Here is a 16,636-nt window from a genome sequence, read left to right as displayed (position 1 = left end):
TGTCGATCACCGCACGACTGCGCGACTCGGTGAGGCTGCCGGGTGGCGGCGCACTGGTCAACAGCTTCGCACGGGAGAGCCGTGGGGACGGTTCGTGCCGCGCCCTCCTCCGGAACGGGCACGAGCTGGAGGTCTACGACCTCGGGGACTTGTTCACTCAGTCGCCGACCGGCCGCCAGGAAGCGGCTGCTCGGGTCGCGGATCGCCAGCCCCATAGGCAGAGCAACACCGCACATGCGCTCGCGCCGACCGCGAGTACGACGTAGAGACTGTCCGGTACGGGTTGCCTGCCGCCGACGGTGATGGGGGCGGTCAGCCAGAGGGAGAGAACGCTTCCCAGTGCCGCCGCCGCCAGGGTGGGCGCCAGCAGGGACCAGCTGACGATGGAACCGAAGATCCCGTTGCCGCCGGTGAGTACCGACAGCGGTGCCACCTCCCGGCCGAAGCGCAGGAATTCGCCAAGCGCGGTGAAGCCGATGGCCAGTACGGTCAGACAGGCACCCATCAGCCCGAGCAAGCGGACCCATGAACCGGACACCGCAAGATCTGTGGCGCCCATGAGCCAGCTGTTTCCCAAGGGCTCCGCGCTTGCCCGCATTCCCAGGTGTGCGCGCGCCGTCTCTTTCAGCATGGGCACCGACATGTTGTCTCCCGGTCGGGATACGGCGAGCAGGGTCAGTGACTCGTCGGCCGTCGCCCTGGCGCCGTCCACCCGGCCTTGCTGCGCGATGACTTGGCCGTTTGTCCCGCCCCCTGTCCATCGGAGCACTTCCGTGATGCGCGCATCGCGAGGCTTCCCGTCCGTGGCGGCCTCGGCCCCGGAGCAAGGCAGTTCGACGGCCTTGAGAGCCGCGCAGGAACCGGTGAGCGTGAGGGTCTCACCGTTGTTTCCGCTCGGCGCGGTCTGTTGTGCAAGCAGCAGGTGGACGTCGGCGGGAAGGGCCGCCGTGAATTCCTGCATCTGCTCCCGGTCTTCGGAGTAGGGGGAGATGGTCAGAAGTGAGGTGCCGATGCGATCCCGGGTGGCCATGGCGTTTGCCGCGTTCTCGCCCAGCAAGCCGGTCCAGAGCTGGGCCTGGGCCACGAGTCCGATCATGACGATCACGGCGGCGACGAAGCGCGCGATGACCCGGGTCTGAGCGGCCATCCTGCGTCCCGCCACCAGCATTCCCGGGCGCCCCAGCCTGTGGCCCGCGCGCGCGATCCACCCACCGGACCAGCCGGTCAGAGCGGCAATGACCGAAGGAAGCGTCGCCAGGACCCCCGCGACACCCAGTGCGTAGACGGGCAGGCGCAGGTCGTCGCCGGCGAGTTCTGATCCGCGCACCGCGAAGAGCATGGCGAACGGGAAGAGCCAGGGCAGCCAGGCCCGTTGGCGCTGGAAGCGGGACACCGGGCGCGTGGAGCTCTCTGCCGGGCGGTGGGGGTGGAACAGCACGGCCGCCATCGCCAGCGCTGCGAACGCAGCGACGCCTGCAGCCGCCAGCCATGGCACAGCACGTCGGGCGTCCTGGACGCTGAGGGTGAAATCGACCCAGGGAAACGGTACGTCGGTGACGAGGGCGGGACTGATGACGGCTGCCGCTGCGGCGAGACCGAGCAACGCGGGAACCGCTACCTCACCCACGGTGAACACCATGCGCGAGCCCGCCCCAGCGCCCAGAGCTTCGAAAAGTGCCAGCCGCTTCTCCCGGGCCGCCGAACCAATGCGCACCGCGGCCACAGCAAGGGCGACGGCGGGCAGCAGAGTGAACCCGGCCAGCCCTGCGGCGAAGACCGAGATGCCGGGGATCGACATGCTTTCGCCCAGCGAGGCAATGCCGTCCCGCGGCAGTCCGAAGGCCGCGACCGGGTGCATGTCCTGCTTGTCCAGCAGCTGCACACGGGGCCGGATGTAGGCGAAGCGTTCCTCCGGCGCCTCCAGCCCATCCACGCCGATTGTGCCGGAGAGTTTGCCGTATCGAGTCCGAATGCCTTCCCGCTCGCCTGCCTTCAGCAGAGCCGGAGACAGCACGGCCTCACTCGGCTGGGGCCAACGGGAGAGCCCTGGAGGCAATCTTCTTCAATTCCATGAAACCCTCCCCTTCCTAGACTTTTTCCCGCCCCGGAGTTGACTATCCGCCATTTGGTTCGCCAGCGTCAGTCATTGTCCCAGGCGCTGCACTCGTCAGGCCAACTGTTGATGTACTCGCACGCTTTTATCTTGAGCACGTACGACCCATAGTCGCTGGTATTGCTGTGCCCATAGCCCCTTTTCTCCCACAAAGTTCGGAGCGTTCCGGAGCTGTACAGGCGGTAGTACTGGGCCTTGACCGGGTGACCGTTCTTCGCCGTGTCCTTGATATTCGCGTAATGGTCGCCACTTGACGTCCAGGCATACGCCCCGTCGGTCGACGCATTGAACGCGAACGCAGGGGCAGACGCGGCGAACGCCGCCACCGCGAGCGCAATTACAGCGGCTCTCTTGACTCTTTGTGACATCACTTCACACTCGCTTTTGATTTCATCAGTGCATCCTTGGTCCCGGACACGACTCCATGCCGTGACACCCTCTCAGGGTGAAGGTTCCTCAACGTGGATCACGTGGAGGACGAGTAGTGCTTCACCTAAAACCGCCGCCCATCCTATTTACAACTGCGGACTGCGGAAGGCGTAGCATCAAGGCGCAGTTCACCATCAGGCATGATGTCGACCGTCACGGCCTCGATCGTGCTGCCCACAGGAGGGAAATCCACCGGATCGATCCGCTCTCCCGGTTCCGCGAGCAGCACGAGGTCGATAAACGCCTGGCACTCCGGGATATCAGGAGAGATGATATCCACATCAATTCCGAACCTACCGCGGTGCCCAGTGACAATACATCGAACCAGCTCGCGCGGCCGAAGTTCTCGCGACTCCCATTCCTGCCGCCTGTTACCCATCAGCGCAACCTTCCATCATCCGTCCACGCATCAATTCCCGGCTGATAATTCCACCAGATCACGTCATCGATCTGCTCGTTGAATCGCGGAATCTCCGACGCAGGAATAATCCACTGGAATTGCCCTGGCCTGTTGTCATGCGTGCGACGGTATCGGTCAGGGTGAAATTCCTTCAAGAAGCCGGGCTTCATGACGAACTCATGGTAGCCGTCTTCATATATTCCCTGCGCGGCGTAGCGCTCTGCCACCAAGTCACTCTCACCAAGATAGGCGGTTCCCTCGTGTATGCGCCCGTCTGAGGATTGATATGACGGGTGATTGCCCGCATTCAGCCCCCGTGCTTCGGTCGCACGGTTGCCCTTGAGAGGGGACCGGAAGAGGCTGATGGGCGGATTGCCTGCATAGACCTTGACCCTGGGCGGGAAGACGCGGATTCCCTTGAGGGCGCTCCAGGCTGGCTTGATGAAGTTACCGATGCCTCCGGTGAGGGCTCCGACGATGAGGTCGGTGGGTGTGGTGGGCTGGCATTGGGCGGTGTTGATGGCCCAGGTGAGGCCCGTGCCGATGGCGGCGTCGGTGACGGTGGCGACGGCGAGGGCGCGGCCGCCCTGGAGGCCGAGCTGGGTGGCGAGTGCGGTGCCGGCGGGGGCGAGGAAGCCGCCGATGGCACCGACGACCACGCCTTGTCCGGTCGCGGCGGCGAAGTCGCCCCAGTTCCAGTCGCCTTCATGGGTGAAGGCGTAGGCGGTGCCGCCGATGACGCCGCCGATGATTCCGCCGATGCACATCGGGCATTGCCCGGTGGGGTCGGCGAGGTTGGTGGGGTCGTTGTCGGCGTAGTTGTAGGGGGACTGGTTGGGGTTGTCGGCCGCGGCCAGCAGGGGGTCGACGCTGGTGAAGCGTTGCTGGGTGGTGTCGTAGGAGCGGGCCCGCAGCAGCATGCGGTCGGGCAGGACCGGGTCGGCGTACTGGCCGGTGTAAGTGAAGGGGCTGGCCTGACCGTCGCCGGCGGCGGTGGTCTGACCCCAGGGGGTGTAGCTGTAGGTCTGCGTCGGGGTGCCGGTGCTGTCGTAGACGCCGTCGGTGGAGCCCTGGCGGGTGTGGGTGAGGAAGTAGTCGCTTCCGTCGACCTGCATGGACTGGGGCAGGCCGGCCGGGTCGTGCTGGTACTGGCCGAGCACGGTGCCGGAGGCGTTGGTCTCGGCGGCGATCTGCGGCAGCGGGTTGTTGATGTCCCAGTAGGTGGTGCGGGCCGTGGCGCCGTTGGTGGTGGTGACGGTGCGGTTGCCATCGGCGTCGTAGAGGAAGCCGTAGGTGCCGCTGCCGAGGGTGGCGGTCTTGATCCGGCCGACGGGGTCGTAGGTGTAGGTGTCGGTGCCGTCGGTGGTCTGGTTGCCGTCGGCGTCGTATCCGTAGGCGGTGGTGGCCGTGCCGGTGACGGCCTGCTTCAGCTGGTCGGCGGCGTCGTAGTCGTACGTCGTGGTGGTGCCGTCGGTGACGGACTCGGTGATGTTACCGACCTGGTCGTAGCTGTGGGTGGTGCCGCTGGAGCCGGTCAGGCAGGAGGTGTCGGAGGTGTCGGTGCAGGTGCGGGTCAGGCGGCCGGTGTCGTCGTAGGCGTAGCGGGTCGGGTAGCCCGTCTCCTGCTGGTCGGCGGTGACGCGGCCGTTGGCGTCGTAGCTGTAGGTGTGGGTGCCCGTGGGTGTGGTGGCGGTGGCGAGGCGTCCGGCAGCGTCGAAGGTGCGGGTCTCGCTGCGGGCGGTGGTGGTGGGCAGGGCGGCGCCGGTGAGGTGGCCGGCCGCGTCGTAGGTGTATGTGACGGTCTGGTAGTTGGACCGCTGGGACTTGACCCGGTTGTTCTTGTCGTAGGTGTAGTAGGTCGAGTCGCCCTGCGGGTCGTAGCGGTACCTGAGGGTGCCGTCGGTGTTGTACAGGTACTTGAAGGGCTTGGACGCGCCCGGCGCGGTGATCGTCGCGAGCTGGTCGTCGTTGTTGTAGGTCAGCGTGCGGGTGCCGGTGGCGTCGGTGACGCCGGTGGGGCGGGAGGCGTCGTCGTAGGTGACGCCGACGCCCGGTGTGCCGTCGGAGTAGGCGACGGCGGTGGGCAGGCCGCGCGGATCGAAGGTGGTCGTGATGATCTGCCCGCGCGCGTTGGTGACCTGGTGGCGGTTGCCGTCCGGGTCGTAGCCGTAGGTGACGGTCTTGGCGAGCGGGTTGGTCAGTGAGGTGAGGCGGCCCTCGGCGTCACGGCCGTAGGTGGTGGTGTGGGTGTTGGCGTCGGTGCGGGTGGTGAGGTATCCAGCAGTGTTGTAGCCAAGGTTGGTGATGCCGCCGTCGGGCGCCGTGATCTCCACCGGGCGGTTGAGTTCGTCGTAGTCGTACAGCGTCGCCTTGTCGCGGGCGTCGGTGACTGAGGTGACATTGCCCGCGGGGTCGTAGCCGGCGCTCTGTTGGTTGCCGAGGGGGTCGGTGACCGTGGTGGGGTTGCCGGCCTTGTCGTAGCCGAAGGTCCAGGTGTACTGGGCCGGGTCGGCGCCGGTGATGTTGCCGCGCGCATCGACCATGCTGGTGCGCAGCCCGTCGCCGTCGTAGCCGTAGGTGGTGCGCTCACCTTCGGGGTGACCTGGGCGGTCAGGTTGCCGTCGTCGTCGTACTCGTAGGTGGTCTTGTAGCCGTCGTGTCCAGCCGCCGGTCTCGACGCGGCTGCGGATTAGTCCGACGAGGGCGTCGGCCTGGTCGCGGTGGTTCCAGCCGGCCCAGCCGAGCAGCAGGGAACCGTCGGCTTCTGGGGAGGCGCCGGGGTAGGAGATGAACCGCTCGTTGGGCACGTCGAGCTTGCCGCGGTTCGACCAGTAGGAGTGTTTGAGGAAGTCCGCACCGGTGTACTTCGGCGGCACCTTGATGTCGAGCCGCTTCCCGGTCCGGTCCTCCTCCCGCTGCTGCTCCCAGACCTGCTCCCACTTCGCCCGCTTGCGCAGCCCGGAGTCCTTGTAGCGGAGGGCGGCGAGGTAGGGCACGTGCTCGGCCTCGATGACGGCGGCGAGCACGGTGGCGAGAGAGGCATCATCACGTTTGCCGAGGTGATCGGCGGCGTAGAGCGCGGCAACGGCCTGCACGTGCTGGTCATGCCGAAGCTCATCGGCAAGCTGGTTGACGGTAAGCGGTCAATGAGGGCGGTGCGCGGCATCGAGAACCCTGGGGAGAGCAGCACCAGGGCGAAGCGCCCTGCTGGCGGAGGCGCCCCCCTCGTGAGCTGGGGGCCGCGCCTCGGTGACCGTCTCGCCGGGCGTGACGCGTACGACACCGACACCATCAGGTCCGTGTGGCACTCAGGAGAGAATGGACAGGGTGAGGGTGAGCAGGGCGAGTGGCCACTGCTTCGGGCTGACCGCGTGCGCCCTGGGCATCGCGGAAGTCGGCAAGATGCGCAAGACCAAGGCGGTCGTCCGGTCGGCGCCGACTTTGTACAGGGGTGCACCACGGCCTGGAAGTGGACACCACACACCGAGTCCCTGGTATGCGCCCATCGCCAGCCGTATCGGCTGACCGAGGAGCGCCGCAGGGGTCAGAGCTCCGTAGGCTCCAGCGCCCCGAGCTGCTGCATCAGCCCCAGCCGGTCGTACTGCCACCAGCCCTCGGCGATCTTCCCGTCCGGCGTGCAGCGGTGGACGGTCGTCCCGGTCATGGTGACGTCCTGCCCGGTCGGCGGGATCCCGAGGAAGTCGCCCTTGTGTCTGCCGTGGAAGGTCCACCGGGTGCAGACCCGGTCGCCCTGTGCCATCTGGTCATCGATCGTGAACGAGAAGTCGAATCCGCCGCGCCACACCTCCACCTCGCGCCGGACCGCGTCCAGCCCGATGAGGTCCTGCACATTGGCGGGATCGTGGTCGTGGTAGTCCTCGATGAACACGTCGTTGAAGGGCGGCGCGTCACCCTGGCCGGGCGCGAGCTCGAAGAACCTGCGCGCGGTGGCCGCGTACAGCTGCTCGTCCCGCACCACGTCCAGGTCCGTGAAGGTCGGCGTCTCGTCGCAGAGCGCCACCATGTCCCGGAAGATCCGGTCGGTCTCCGGCAGCCCGGAGTTCCGCATCGCCTCCTCGTACGACGGGAACTCCACGATCTCCACGATGTGCGAGGCGTCGGCCCGGTCCTTCGCCACCACACTGTGCGTCGCGGTCCGCTTCCCCTTGGTCTGCTCGACCCACCGGTCCATCAGCTGGTTCATCTCGTCGAGCCGACTGGTCCTGCATTCGATGAGCTGTACGAAGGTCATGGCCTCGCCTCCGGCCCCCCTGGGTCCGGTCGGACAGCTTCATTGTCCCAAGCGGGAGGCCCGGGTGCCTCCCGGCAGGAGCAGCCGGCCGGACCGGCCGCGTGCCCCTACTGCGGCCCGTACTTCCGGCCCGTCCTGGACGACACCGCCCCGAGCATCCCCCGTGGCACCAGCTTCACCGCCCCCATCAGCGCCTTGTACCGCGGGTCCGGAATGGACAGTGTCTTGCCACGTGCCAGATCGTGCAGCGCCGCCGCCACCAGCTTGTCCGCGTCGAGCCACATCCAGCCCGGGATGTTGTCGGTGCCCATCCCGGCCCGGTCGTGGAACTCGGTGCGCACGAACCCGGGGCAGAGCGCCATCAGCCGTACGCCGCTGCCCGCCAGGTCGCGCGCCGCGCCCTGCGTGAACTGCACGACCCAGGCCTTGGAGGCGCCGTAGGTGCCCCGGGGCACGAAGGCGGCCACCGACGCGACGTTCACGACGCCGCCGCGGCCGCGTTCCCGCATGGCCCCGGTCGCCGCCGACGTCAGCCGCAGCACCGCCTCGCAGTGCACCTTCAGCATCCGCAGCTCGTCGTCCATGGAGACGTCGAGGTAGCGGCCCTTGTTGCCGAACCCGGCGTTGTTGATCAGCAGGTCGACGGGGTTCTTGCGGTCGCCGAGACGTCCTGCCACCGCCTCGATGCCCTTGTCCTCGGCCAGGTCGGCCGTCAGCACCTCCGCCTCGATGCCGTGCCGGTCGTGCAGCTCGGTCGCCTGTTCCCGAAGCCGCGTGGTGTCGCGGGCCACCAGCACCAGGTTGTGCCCGTCGGCCGCCAGTCGCCGCGCGAACGCGGCTCCGATGCCTGCTGTCGATCCCGTAATCAGAGCCGTTGTCATGGCAGAAGGTTAGTGACCTGGACTGCGTGCATCCGCTTCCCCGTGGGGCCGTCCGTGGTGAAGGGTCGGTGGAGACAGGCGTGGTGAACGGCAGTCAGGCGCCGTACTTGTCCTTGTATTCCCGTGCCGTCCTCAGCAATTCCGGGTGCAGCGCCTCGCCCGCCGCCAGCAGCCGCGGCAGCAGTGTCCGCTCGGTCGTCACCGCCCGGAACTGCAGGGCCACGGTCACGTCGTGGCCGGGCCGGTGCACGATCTCGACGGCGTCGCCCGCGCGGATCTCGCCGGGCTCGATCACCCGCAGATACGCCCCCGGCGCGCCCCGCTGCGTGAACCGCTTCACCCAGCCCTTCTCGTCCAGATGGCCCTGGAACGTCCGGCACGGGATCCGCCCGGAGGTGACCTCCAGCACCACCTCGGGCCCCACGCGCCAGCGCTCGCCGATCAGGGCGCCGGACACGTCCAGACCGCGGGTCGTGAGGTTCTCGCCGAACGCCCCGTCGGCCAGCGGCCGGCCCAGCTCGCGCTCCCACTCGTCCATGTCCTCACGGGCCATGGCGTACACCGCCTGGTCGTTGCCGCCGTGGTGCTCCAGCTTGCACACCGCGTCCCCGGCCAGGCCGCTCCCGCCGATGCCCTTCGGCCCGGGCGCGGACACCCGCACCGGCCCGTCCACCGGCCGCTTGTCGATCCCGGTCACGCCCTCCGGGTTGTCCGTGTACGGCACAGCCTCGGCACGGCCCAGATTCACTGACAGAAGCCTCATGCCCGCACGGTAGGCGAGCGATCCCCAAAGCGTCGACGCAATATTGGGATCGGCGTCAAAGGGTCACTTATCCTCGAAGGGTGATCGAAGCTCGTCATCTCCGCGTCCTGCGCGCCGTCGCGACCACCGGTTCCTTCTCCGCCGCGGGCCGCGAGCTGGGCTGCACCCAGCCCGCCGTCAGTCAGCAGATGAAGGCCCTGGAGACCTCCGTCGGCACGCCCCTGCTGATCCGCACCGGACGGGAGATGCGCCTGACCCAGGCCGGCGAGGCCCTGGTACGGCACGCCGCCGGGATCCTCGCCGGGCTCACCGCCGCGGAGGAGGAGGTCGCCGCCATCGCCGGGCTGCGCGCGGGCCGGGTCCGGCTCGTCTCCTTCCCCAGCGGCAGCTCCACCCTCGTCCCCGCGGCCCTCGCCGCGCTGCGCGAGGCGCACCCCGGCACCCGTGTCTCCCTGGAGGAGGCCGAGCCGCCCGCTTCCGTCGGCCTGCTGCGCGAGGGCGACTGCGACGTGGCGCTCGCCTTCCGCTACGAGGGGGCGGCGGGTGCGGAGGAGTGGGACGACCTCGTCGTACGGCCGCTGCTGTCGGACCGGCTCGTCGCGCTCGTGCCGGAGCGGCACCGGCTCGCGGGCGCGGAGTCCGTCGCGATCGGCGAGCTCACCGAGGAGCCGTGGATCGCGGGCTGCCCGCGCTGCCGCGGACAGCTGGTCGAGGTGTGCGCGGCGGCCGGCTTCACGCCGCGCATCGACTTCGCCACCGACGACTATCCGGCCGTCGTCGGTCTGGTCGGCGCCGGACTGGGCGTGGCCGTGCTGCCCCAGCTGGCCGTCGAGTCGGTGCGGCCCCGGGGAGTGCGCACCGTGCGGCTCGAGCCGGCGGTGCGGCGGGAGATCGTCGCGCTCACCCTGCCCGACCTCGCGCAGGTCCCGGCCGTGGCGGCGACGCTCGGCCAGCTGGCCCGGGCCGCCCGCCGCTAGCGAGGCCCACCCGCGTCGAAAAAGCAACGGCACGCGTGCGCGTGCCCGTTCGCAGAAACGTTCCTTCAGGTGTTCGAGGCGGTGTGCCCGCCCGATGCCGACGCCGACACCAGCCGGTTGCGCGCGCGCCCCATCAGCTCTTCGCGCTCGTCCTCGGTCAGCCCGCCCCACACGCCGTACGGCTCGCGTACCGCCAGGGCGTGGGCGGCGCACTCGGCGCGTACCGGGCACCTCATGCAGACCTCTTTGGCCGAGTTCTCGCGAGCGCTCCTCGCCGCACCGCGCTCACCCTCCGGATGGAAGAAGAGCGAGCTGTCCACCCCGCGACAGGCAGCCAGCAGCTGCCAGTCCCACAGGTCCGCGTTCGGTCCGGGAAGGCGGGAGAAATCTGCCATTACGTGACCCCTTGTAGCCGTTCTGGGCGGATCCGGTGTCTACGACCGTACAACTACGATCTAAGGAGATGAAAATATGACTCATTGCGAATCTAGCTCCAGACACTGGCAAAGAGGAAGAAATGGGTCTGAATGGGGCATAGGTTGTGATGAAAGTTCGAGGGTCTGTTGTGCATGTCTGCACCGTGTCCGCCCCCTCACGTAGAGTGCCGAAGATGGCAGCCGCCCCCGTAACTCTTTCGAGTGACCGTCGTTGAGAGTGCGAGGCGGTTGAAGGAACAAGCGCTCGGGCGGGCGTCCGAGACGGTCGACCGCACAGGTGACGATTTCGTACCAGCCTGGAGGCTCAAGGTGACGCGCATCAGCTGCGGAGGGCGGTCATGACATCCGTCCTCGTCTGCGACGACTCCCCGCTTGCCCGAGAGGCGCTCCGTCGTGCGGTCGCGACCGTGCCCGGCGTAGAGCGCGTGACGACGGCGGCCAACGGCGAGGAAGTCCTCCGCCGCTGGGGGGCCGACCGCTCGGACCTGATTCTGATGGACGTACGCATGCCCGGACTGGGCGGCGTCGAGACGGTCCGGCGGCTGCTGTCCGCCGACCCCGGTGCGCGCATCATCATGCTCACCGTCGCCGAGGACCTGGACGGCGTGGCCCTCGCGGTCGCCGCCGGTGCCCGCGGCTATCTGCACAAGGACGCCTCCCGCGCGGAACTGCGCGCGACGGTGACCCAGGCCCTGGCCGACCCGACCTGGCGGCTCGCCCCGCGACGGCTGCGCTCGGCCGAGATGGGCGCCGCTCCCACGCTCACGGCGCGTGAGATCCAGGTCCTCGAAGGCATGAGCCACGGCCGCTCGAACGCGGAGATCGGCCGCGAGCTGTTCCTCTCCGAGGACACCGTCAAGACGCACGCGCGGCGCCTGTTCAAGAAGCTCGGCGCCTCGGACCGGGCCCACGCGGTGGCGCTCGGCTTCCGGTGGGGTCTGGTGCGCTAGGGAGTGTCCGCAAAGCCCCGCCCGCCCCGCGACGTCCGGCACACCCTCTCGCCGCACCGGACGGACACCCGAGTACGACCAGTACGCGGGCATCCACCCGGTACGCCGAGAGCATGCACGGGACGCCGCAGGGCCCGCCCTCACGGCGGACGACGCGACTTTGCGGACACCCCCTAGGGCCCGTCGTTCGGATCACGCCCGTCCTTCGGATCGGGTCGGCTTCGTCGCCCGCCCTCCGGCCCCGGCCGGAGGGCGGGGGCATGCGGACGTCCCCGCGCGAGCCGCACCCGCGTGGACCGGAGCCGGCGCCCGGCGCGAGCATCCCAGGGGAGCCGCCCCTGCCCGGGCGAGGCCGGGAGCCCGGGAAGGCGCAGGCGAGCACCTGCGTCCCCGGGATGATCCGAACGGCAGGGCCCAGCTGTGGTGGCGAGAGCACGGAACGCCAGGTGGACGCGGGTGGACCGGGGGCCCGCAGGGTGCCCGCTGCTCGTTTCGCCGCGGATGCCGCATCCTTGAGGGTGTGGAGTTCCTCGGGGACGAGTCGGTCGAGCGGAAGGGGAGGGCGCAGGGGATGAGTGCCGGCGCACCTGCTCATAACGCTTCGGTGCACAACAACGGGCGCGGTGCCGCGGACCCGGCGGCCGCAAGGCACCATGGACCGATGCGCGACGACGAGGCGGCCCCTGCCCAGGGCGCGATCGGTGCGCTCGTCCACCGCGCCGTCGACGGGGACGAGCAGGCGACGCACGACCTGCTCGCCCATGTCCACCCCTTGGCCCTGCGCTACTGCCGCACCCGTCTGTCCCGTCTCCCGGGCGACGCACGGCACTTCGTGGAGGACCTCGCGCAGGAGGTCTGCGTGGCGGTTCTTCTCGCGCTGCCCCGCTATCGGGACACCGGGCGCCCTTTCGAAGCGTTCGTCTTCGCCATCGCCGCGCACAAGGTCGCCGACCTGCAGCGCGCGGCGATGCGGCACCCCGGCTCCACGGCCGTCCCCTCCGACGAGATGCCCGAGCGCCCGGACGACTCCCTGGGCCCGGAGGAGCGCGCCCTGCTCAGCAGCGACGCGGAATGGGCCAAGAAACTCCTTGCCAACCTCCCCGAGAACCAGCGGGAGCTGCTGCTGCTGCGGATCGCGGTGGGGCTCACGGCCGAGGAGACCGGCCAGATGTTGGGAATGTCACCCGGCGCGGTCCGGGTGGCGCAGCACAGGGCGCTGAGCCGGCTGCGGGCGCTGGCCGAGCAGTAGCCCTGCCTGAGGAACCGCTCAGTTGAACAGGCGGTGTGCCGCTTCCGTACGAACATACGAGGCCCGGAGCCAGGCGGAACCGTGGAATGAGACAGCCACGCTTCCCGTTAGCATGGACATCCGCACCGATCAAGGCCATTTGGGGAAGGTGTCATGACTGCAAACGTCGACGGAGTGCCCGGTAAATTCGCGACACTCGGGCTGACCTACGACGACGTGCTGCTGCTGCCGGGTGCATCCGAGGTGCTCCCCAACGCGGTCGACACCTCGTCCCGCATCTCCCGCAACGTCCGGGTCAACATCCCGCTGCTCTCCGCGGCGATGGACAAGGTGACCGAGTCCCGCATGGCGATCGCGATGGCCCGCCAGGGCGGCGTCGGCGTGCTGCACCGCAACCTCTCCGTCGAGGACCAGGTCAACCAGGTCGACCTGGTGAAGCGCTCCGAGTCCGGCATGGTCACCGACCCGATCACGGTGCACCCCGACGCGACGCTGGGCGAGGCCGACGCCCTGTGCGCCAAGTTCCGCATCAGCGGCGTCCCCGTGACCGACGGCAACAAGAAGCTGCTCGGCATCGTCACCAACCGCGACATGGCCTTCGAGACCGACCGCACGCGTCAGGTGCGCGAGGTCATGACGCCGATGCCGCTGGTCACCGGCAAGGTCGGCATCTCCGGCGCCGACGCCATGGAGCTGCTGCGCCGCCACAAGATCGAGAAGCTTCCGCTGGTCGACGACGCGGGTGTCCTCAAGGGCCTCATCACGGTCAAGGACTTCGTCAAGGCCGAGCAGTACCCCAACGCGGCGAAGGACGCCGAGGGCCGGCTGCTCGTCGGTGCGGCCGTGGGCGCCAGCCCCGAGGCCCTGGAACGCGCCCAGGCGCTCGCCGGCGCCGGTGTGGACTTCCTGGTCGTCGACACCTCGCACGGCCACAACAGCAACGCGCTCAGCTGGATGGCGAAGATCAAGTCGAGCGTGGACGTCGACGTGATCGGCGGCAACGTCGCCACCCGTGACGGCGCCCAGGCGCTGATCGACGCCGGTGTCGACGGCATCAAGGTGGGTGTGGGCCCCGGCTCGATCTGCACCACCCGCGTGGTCGCCGGTATCGGTGTCCCGCAGGTCACGGCCATCTACGAGGCGTCCCTCGCGGCCCGTCCGGCGGGTATCCCGCTGATCGGCGACGGCGGCCTGCAGTACTCCGGCGACATCGGCAAGGCCCTGGCCGCCGGTGCCGACACGGTGATGCTGGGCAGCCTCCTCGCCGGTTGTGAGGAGTCCCCGGGCGAGCTGCAGTTCATCAACGGCAAGCAGTTCAAGTCGTACCGCGGCATGGGCTCGCTCGGTGCGATGCAGTCCCGCGGCCAGGCCAAGTCGTACTCCAAGGACCGCTACTTCCAGGGCGAGGTCGGCTCCGACGACAAGCTCGTGCCCGAGGGCATCGAGGGCCAGGTGCCCTACCGCGGCCCGCTGGCCAACGTGCTGCACCAGCTCGTCGGCGGCCTGCGCCAGACGATGGGCTACGTGGGAGCCGCCTCCATCGACGAGATGGAGACCAAGGGCCGCTTCGTCCGGATCACCTCCGCGGGACTCAAGGAGAGCCACCCGCACGACATCCAGATGACGGTCGAGGCGCCGAACTACAGCCGCAACAAGTAGCGGCCAGGCCTTCCGAGGGCGGCTCCGGAGCATCCGGGGCCGCCCTCGTCGTGCCCGTCGGCGATACTGGAAGACGCTGCAACGCATCAGGGAAAGGCCACAGACGTGACTGAGATCGAGATCGGGCGCGGCAAGCGCGGCCGCCGGGCGTACGCCTTCGACGACATCGCCGTCGTCCCCAGCCGCCGTACGCGGGACCCGAAGGAGGTCTCGATCGCCTGGCAGATCGACGCCTACCGCTTCGAGCTGCCCTTCCTGGCCGCCCCCATGGACTCGGTCGTCTCCCCGGCCACCGCGATCCGCATCGGCGAGCTCGGCGGCCTCGGCGTGCTGAACCTCGAGGGCTTGTGGACGCGCTACGAGGACCCGCAGCCGCTGCTCGACGAGATCGCCGGGCTGGACTCGGAGACCGCGACCCGCCGTCTGCAGGAGATCTACGCGGCTCCCATCAAGGAGGAGCTGATCGGGCAGCGCATCAAGGAGGTGCGCGACTCCGGCGTCGTCACCGCCGCCGCGCTCTCCCCGCAGCGCACCGCCCAGTTCTCCAAGGCCGTCGTGGACGCGGGCGTGGACATCTTCGTCATCCGCGGTACGACGGTCTCGGCGGAGCACGTCTCCGGCGCGCACGAGCCGCTGAACCTGAAGCAGTTCATCTACGAGCTGGACGTCCCGGTGATCGTCGGCGGCTGCGCCACGTACACGGCGGCCCTGCACCTGATGCGTACCGGCGCGGCCGGTGTGCTGGTCGGCTTCGGCGGCGGCGCGGCCCACACCACGCGCAACGTGCTCGGCATCCAGGTCCCCATGGCGACGGCCGTCGCCGACGTGGCCGCCGCGCGCCGTGACTACATGGACGAGTCGGGCGGCCGGTACGTGCACGTGATCGCGGACGGCGGTGTCGGCTGGTCCGGCGACCTGCCCAAGGCGATCGCCTGCGGCGCGGACGCGGTCATGATGGGCTCCCCGCTGGCCCGCGCGACGGACGGCCCGGGCCAGGGCCACCACTGGGGCATGGAGGCCGTGAACGAGGAACTGCCGCGCGGCAAGAAGGTCGCCCTCGGCACGGTCGGCACCCTCGAGGAGATCCTCACGGGCCCGTCCCACACGCCGGACGGCTCGATGAACCTCTTCGGTGCGCTGCGCCGCGCCATGTCCACGACCGGCTACAGCGAGCTCAAGGAGTTCCAGCGCGTCGAGGTGACGGTGGCGGACTCGCAGCACCGGCGGTAGCCGGCAGGCCTGGAAAGGGCCGGTCACCCCGGGTGGGGTGACCGGCCCTTCCGCATGCCGGGAGGCGCCTGGTCCCTCACAACCGGTGCGCCGCCCCCGTGGGCGCCGCTCCCCGCGTGTCCAGCAGCAGCTGTGCCTTCACCGACAGACCCTGGAGGTCGTACGTGCGGTGCTGCTGGAGCAGGATGGTCAGGTCCGCGTCGGCGGCTGCCTCGTAGAGGGAGTCGGCGCGGGGGATGGGGCGGTCGAGGACGCTCCAGGCGGGGACGTGGGGGTCGTGATAGCTGACCGAGGCGCCCAGTTCCATCAGGCGCAGGGCGATCTCCTGGGCGGGGGTGCCCTGCAGGTCGGCGAGGTCGGGCTTGTAGGTGACGCCGAGGAGGAGCACGCGGGCGCCCCGGGCCGACTTGCCGTGTTCGTTGAGGAGCGTGGCGGCGCGCTGGACGACGTAGCCCGGCATGCGGCTGTTGACCTCCTGGGCCAGTTCCACCATGCGCAGCCCGCGGCCGCCGCCGGTGGTCATGTCCTGGGGGACGGAGTGGCCGCCTACACCGGGCCCCGGGCGGAAGGCCTGGAAGCCGAACGGCTTGGTCTCCGCACAGCGGATGACGTCCCAGAGGTCGACACCCAGGTCGTTGCAGAGGACGGCCATCTCGTTGACGAGGGCGATGTTCACGTGCCGGTAGTTGGTCTCCAGCAACTGCACGGTCTCCGCCTCGCGGGGTCCACGCGCGCGTACCACCTTGTCGGTCAGCCGGGCGTAGAACGCGGCGGCCGATTCGGTGCAGGCCGGGGTGAGGCCGCCGATGACCTTGGGGGTGGTGGCGGGCGTGACGTCGCGGTTGCCGGGGTCGACGCGGCTGGGGGAGTACGCGAGGTGGAAGTCGCGGCCCGCGCGCAGACCGGAGCCCTCTTCGAGGAGCGGGCGCAGGAACTCCTCAGTCGTCCCCGGGTACACAGGTGACTCGAGGATCACTGTGGTGTGGGGGCGCAGGTGGGCGGCCAGGGTGCGGGCGGCTGCCTGCAGCTGGCTCAGGTCGAGCGCGCAGTCCGCTCCTGGTGGGGTCGGCGCGCAGATGACCGCGGTGCGCACCCGGCCGAGCTCGGCCGGGTCGGTGGTCGGCCGGAAGCCCCCCGAGAGCATCCGGCGCAGTTCCGCGGGGCTGAGCGAGCCCGCCTCGGGTCCGGTCCGGTAGCCGATGGTGGGGATGCCGGCGGCGACGGCGGCCTGGGCCAGGGGCAGGCCGTACGGTCCGAGTCCGATGACGGCGAGATCTGCGGGCATGGCGGCCGTCC

The 16,636-nt window shown here is 69.4% G+C and carries 14 protein-coding genes and 1 pseudogene; 5 read left to right on the top strand and 10 right to left on the bottom strand.

Translation table 11 applies throughout. From position 1 onward, the window contains the following. Positions 1-157: 157 nt before the first annotated feature. From ACFU3E_RS02215 to ACFU3E_RS02180, 8 genes and pseudogenes are all read right to left on the bottom strand, one after another. Positions 158-2,014 carry a hypothetical protein gene (locus ACFU3E_RS02215; RefSeq protein WP_384150686.1) on the bottom strand — a complete coding sequence of 619 codons (1,857 nt, stop codon included), beginning with the start codon at positions 2,012-2,014 and terminating at the stop codon, positions 158-160. A gap of 125 nt (positions 2,015-2,139) precedes the next feature. Then, on the bottom strand, positions 2,140-2,439 hold the full coding sequence (locus ACFU3E_RS02210) for a hypothetical protein (RefSeq protein WP_384150683.1): 300 nt from the start codon (positions 2,437-2,439) through the stop codon (positions 2,140-2,142). 185 nt (positions 2,440-2,624) lie between these two features. Then, positions 2,625-2,822 (bottom strand): hypothetical protein, encoded by a 198-nt coding sequence (locus tag ACFU3E_RS02205; protein WP_384150680.1) that lies wholly within the window; start codon positions 2,820-2,822, stop codon positions 2,625-2,627. 98 nt (positions 2,823-2,920) lie between these two features. Then, positions 2,921-5,485 carry an RHS repeat-associated core domain-containing protein gene (locus ACFU3E_RS02200; protein WP_384151584.1) on the bottom strand — a complete coding sequence of 855 codons (2,565 nt, stop codon included), beginning with the start codon at positions 5,483-5,485 and terminating at the stop codon, positions 2,921-2,923. After that, a pseudogene (locus tag ACFU3E_RS02195) lies at positions 5,471-6,070 on the bottom strand (DUF7008 domain-containing protein); the annotation flags it as partial. The pseudogene ACFU3E_RS02195 and the gene ACFU3E_RS02200, both read right to left, overlap by 15 nt. A 416-nt stretch (positions 6,071-6,486) precedes the next feature. Next, a complete protein-coding gene (locus tag ACFU3E_RS02190; RefSeq protein WP_384150677.1) occupies positions 6,487-7,194 on the bottom strand; it encodes an ester cyclase in 708 nt (235 codons plus the stop codon). 107 nt (positions 7,195-7,301) lie between these two features. Beyond that, positions 7,302-8,075: an SDR family NAD(P)-dependent oxidoreductase gene (locus tag ACFU3E_RS02185; RefSeq protein ID WP_384150674.1), complete on the bottom strand. Its 774-nt coding sequence runs from the start codon at positions 8,073-8,075 to the stop codon at positions 7,302-7,304. Between the two features lie 94 nt (positions 8,076-8,169). Further along, on the bottom strand, positions 8,170-8,838 hold the full coding sequence (locus tag ACFU3E_RS02180; protein ID WP_384150671.1) for an MOSC domain-containing protein: 669 nt from the start codon (positions 8,836-8,838) through the stop codon (positions 8,170-8,172). Between the two features lie 80 nt (positions 8,839-8,918). Here ACFU3E_RS02180 and ACFU3E_RS02175 point away from each other — a divergent pair, with 80 nt between their 5' ends. Then, entirely contained in the window at positions 8,919-9,815 is an 897-nt protein-coding gene (locus ACFU3E_RS02175; protein ID WP_384150668.1) for a LysR family transcriptional regulator, read from the top strand. Between the two features lie 65 nt (positions 9,816-9,880). On the opposite strand, the gene ACFU3E_RS02170 is transcribed toward ACFU3E_RS02175, so the two are convergent. Further along, complete coding sequence (locus tag ACFU3E_RS02170) at positions 9,881-10,210, bottom strand: WhiB family transcriptional regulator (protein WP_104777852.1); 330 nt, start codon at positions 10,208-10,210, stop codon at positions 9,881-9,883. Between the two features lie 380 nt (positions 10,211-10,590). Between ACFU3E_RS02170 and ACFU3E_RS02165 the strand changes: the two genes are divergently transcribed. The 4 genes from ACFU3E_RS02165 (at position 10,591) to ACFU3E_RS02150 (ending at position 15,340) form a co-directional block, all read left to right on the top strand. After that, a complete protein-coding gene (locus ACFU3E_RS02165) occupies positions 10,591-11,202 on the top strand; it encodes a response regulator transcription factor (protein WP_003948568.1) in 612 nt (203 codons plus the stop codon). Positions 11,203-11,863: 661 nt separating this feature from the next. Then, on the top strand, positions 11,864-12,451 hold the full coding sequence (locus tag ACFU3E_RS02160; protein ID WP_030854669.1) for a sigma-70 family RNA polymerase sigma factor: 588 nt from the start codon (positions 11,864-11,866) through the stop codon (positions 12,449-12,451). Between the two features lie 153 nt (positions 12,452-12,604). Continuing rightward, positions 12,605-14,110, top strand: a complete 1,506-nt coding sequence (gene guaB / locus ACFU3E_RS02155; RefSeq protein ID WP_384150664.1) for an IMP dehydrogenase — start codon at positions 12,605-12,607, stop codon at positions 14,108-14,110. Between the two features lie 105 nt (positions 14,111-14,215). Continuing rightward, positions 14,216-15,340 (top strand): GuaB3 family IMP dehydrogenase-related protein, encoded by a 1,125-nt coding sequence (locus ACFU3E_RS02150; protein ID WP_248505688.1) that lies wholly within the window; start codon positions 14,216-14,218, stop codon positions 15,338-15,340. 76 nt (positions 15,341-15,416) lie between these two features. Here the strand turns inward: ACFU3E_RS02150 and ACFU3E_RS02145 are convergent, their stop codons facing one another. Continuing rightward, a complete protein-coding gene (locus tag ACFU3E_RS02145) occupies positions 15,417-16,625 on the bottom strand; it encodes a nucleotide sugar dehydrogenase (protein WP_384150661.1) in 1,209 nt (402 codons plus the stop codon). Between the last annotated feature and the right edge of the window lie 11 nt (positions 16,626-16,636).

Source organism: Streptomyces sp. NPDC057424, assembly GCF_042803315.1.
Taxonomy (GTDB): domain Bacteria; phylum Actinomycetota; class Actinomycetes; order Streptomycetales; family Streptomycetaceae; genus Streptomyces.
The sequence above is the reverse complement of the archived record's forward strand: the minus strand, read 5'-3'. Positions and strand labels throughout refer to the sequence as shown.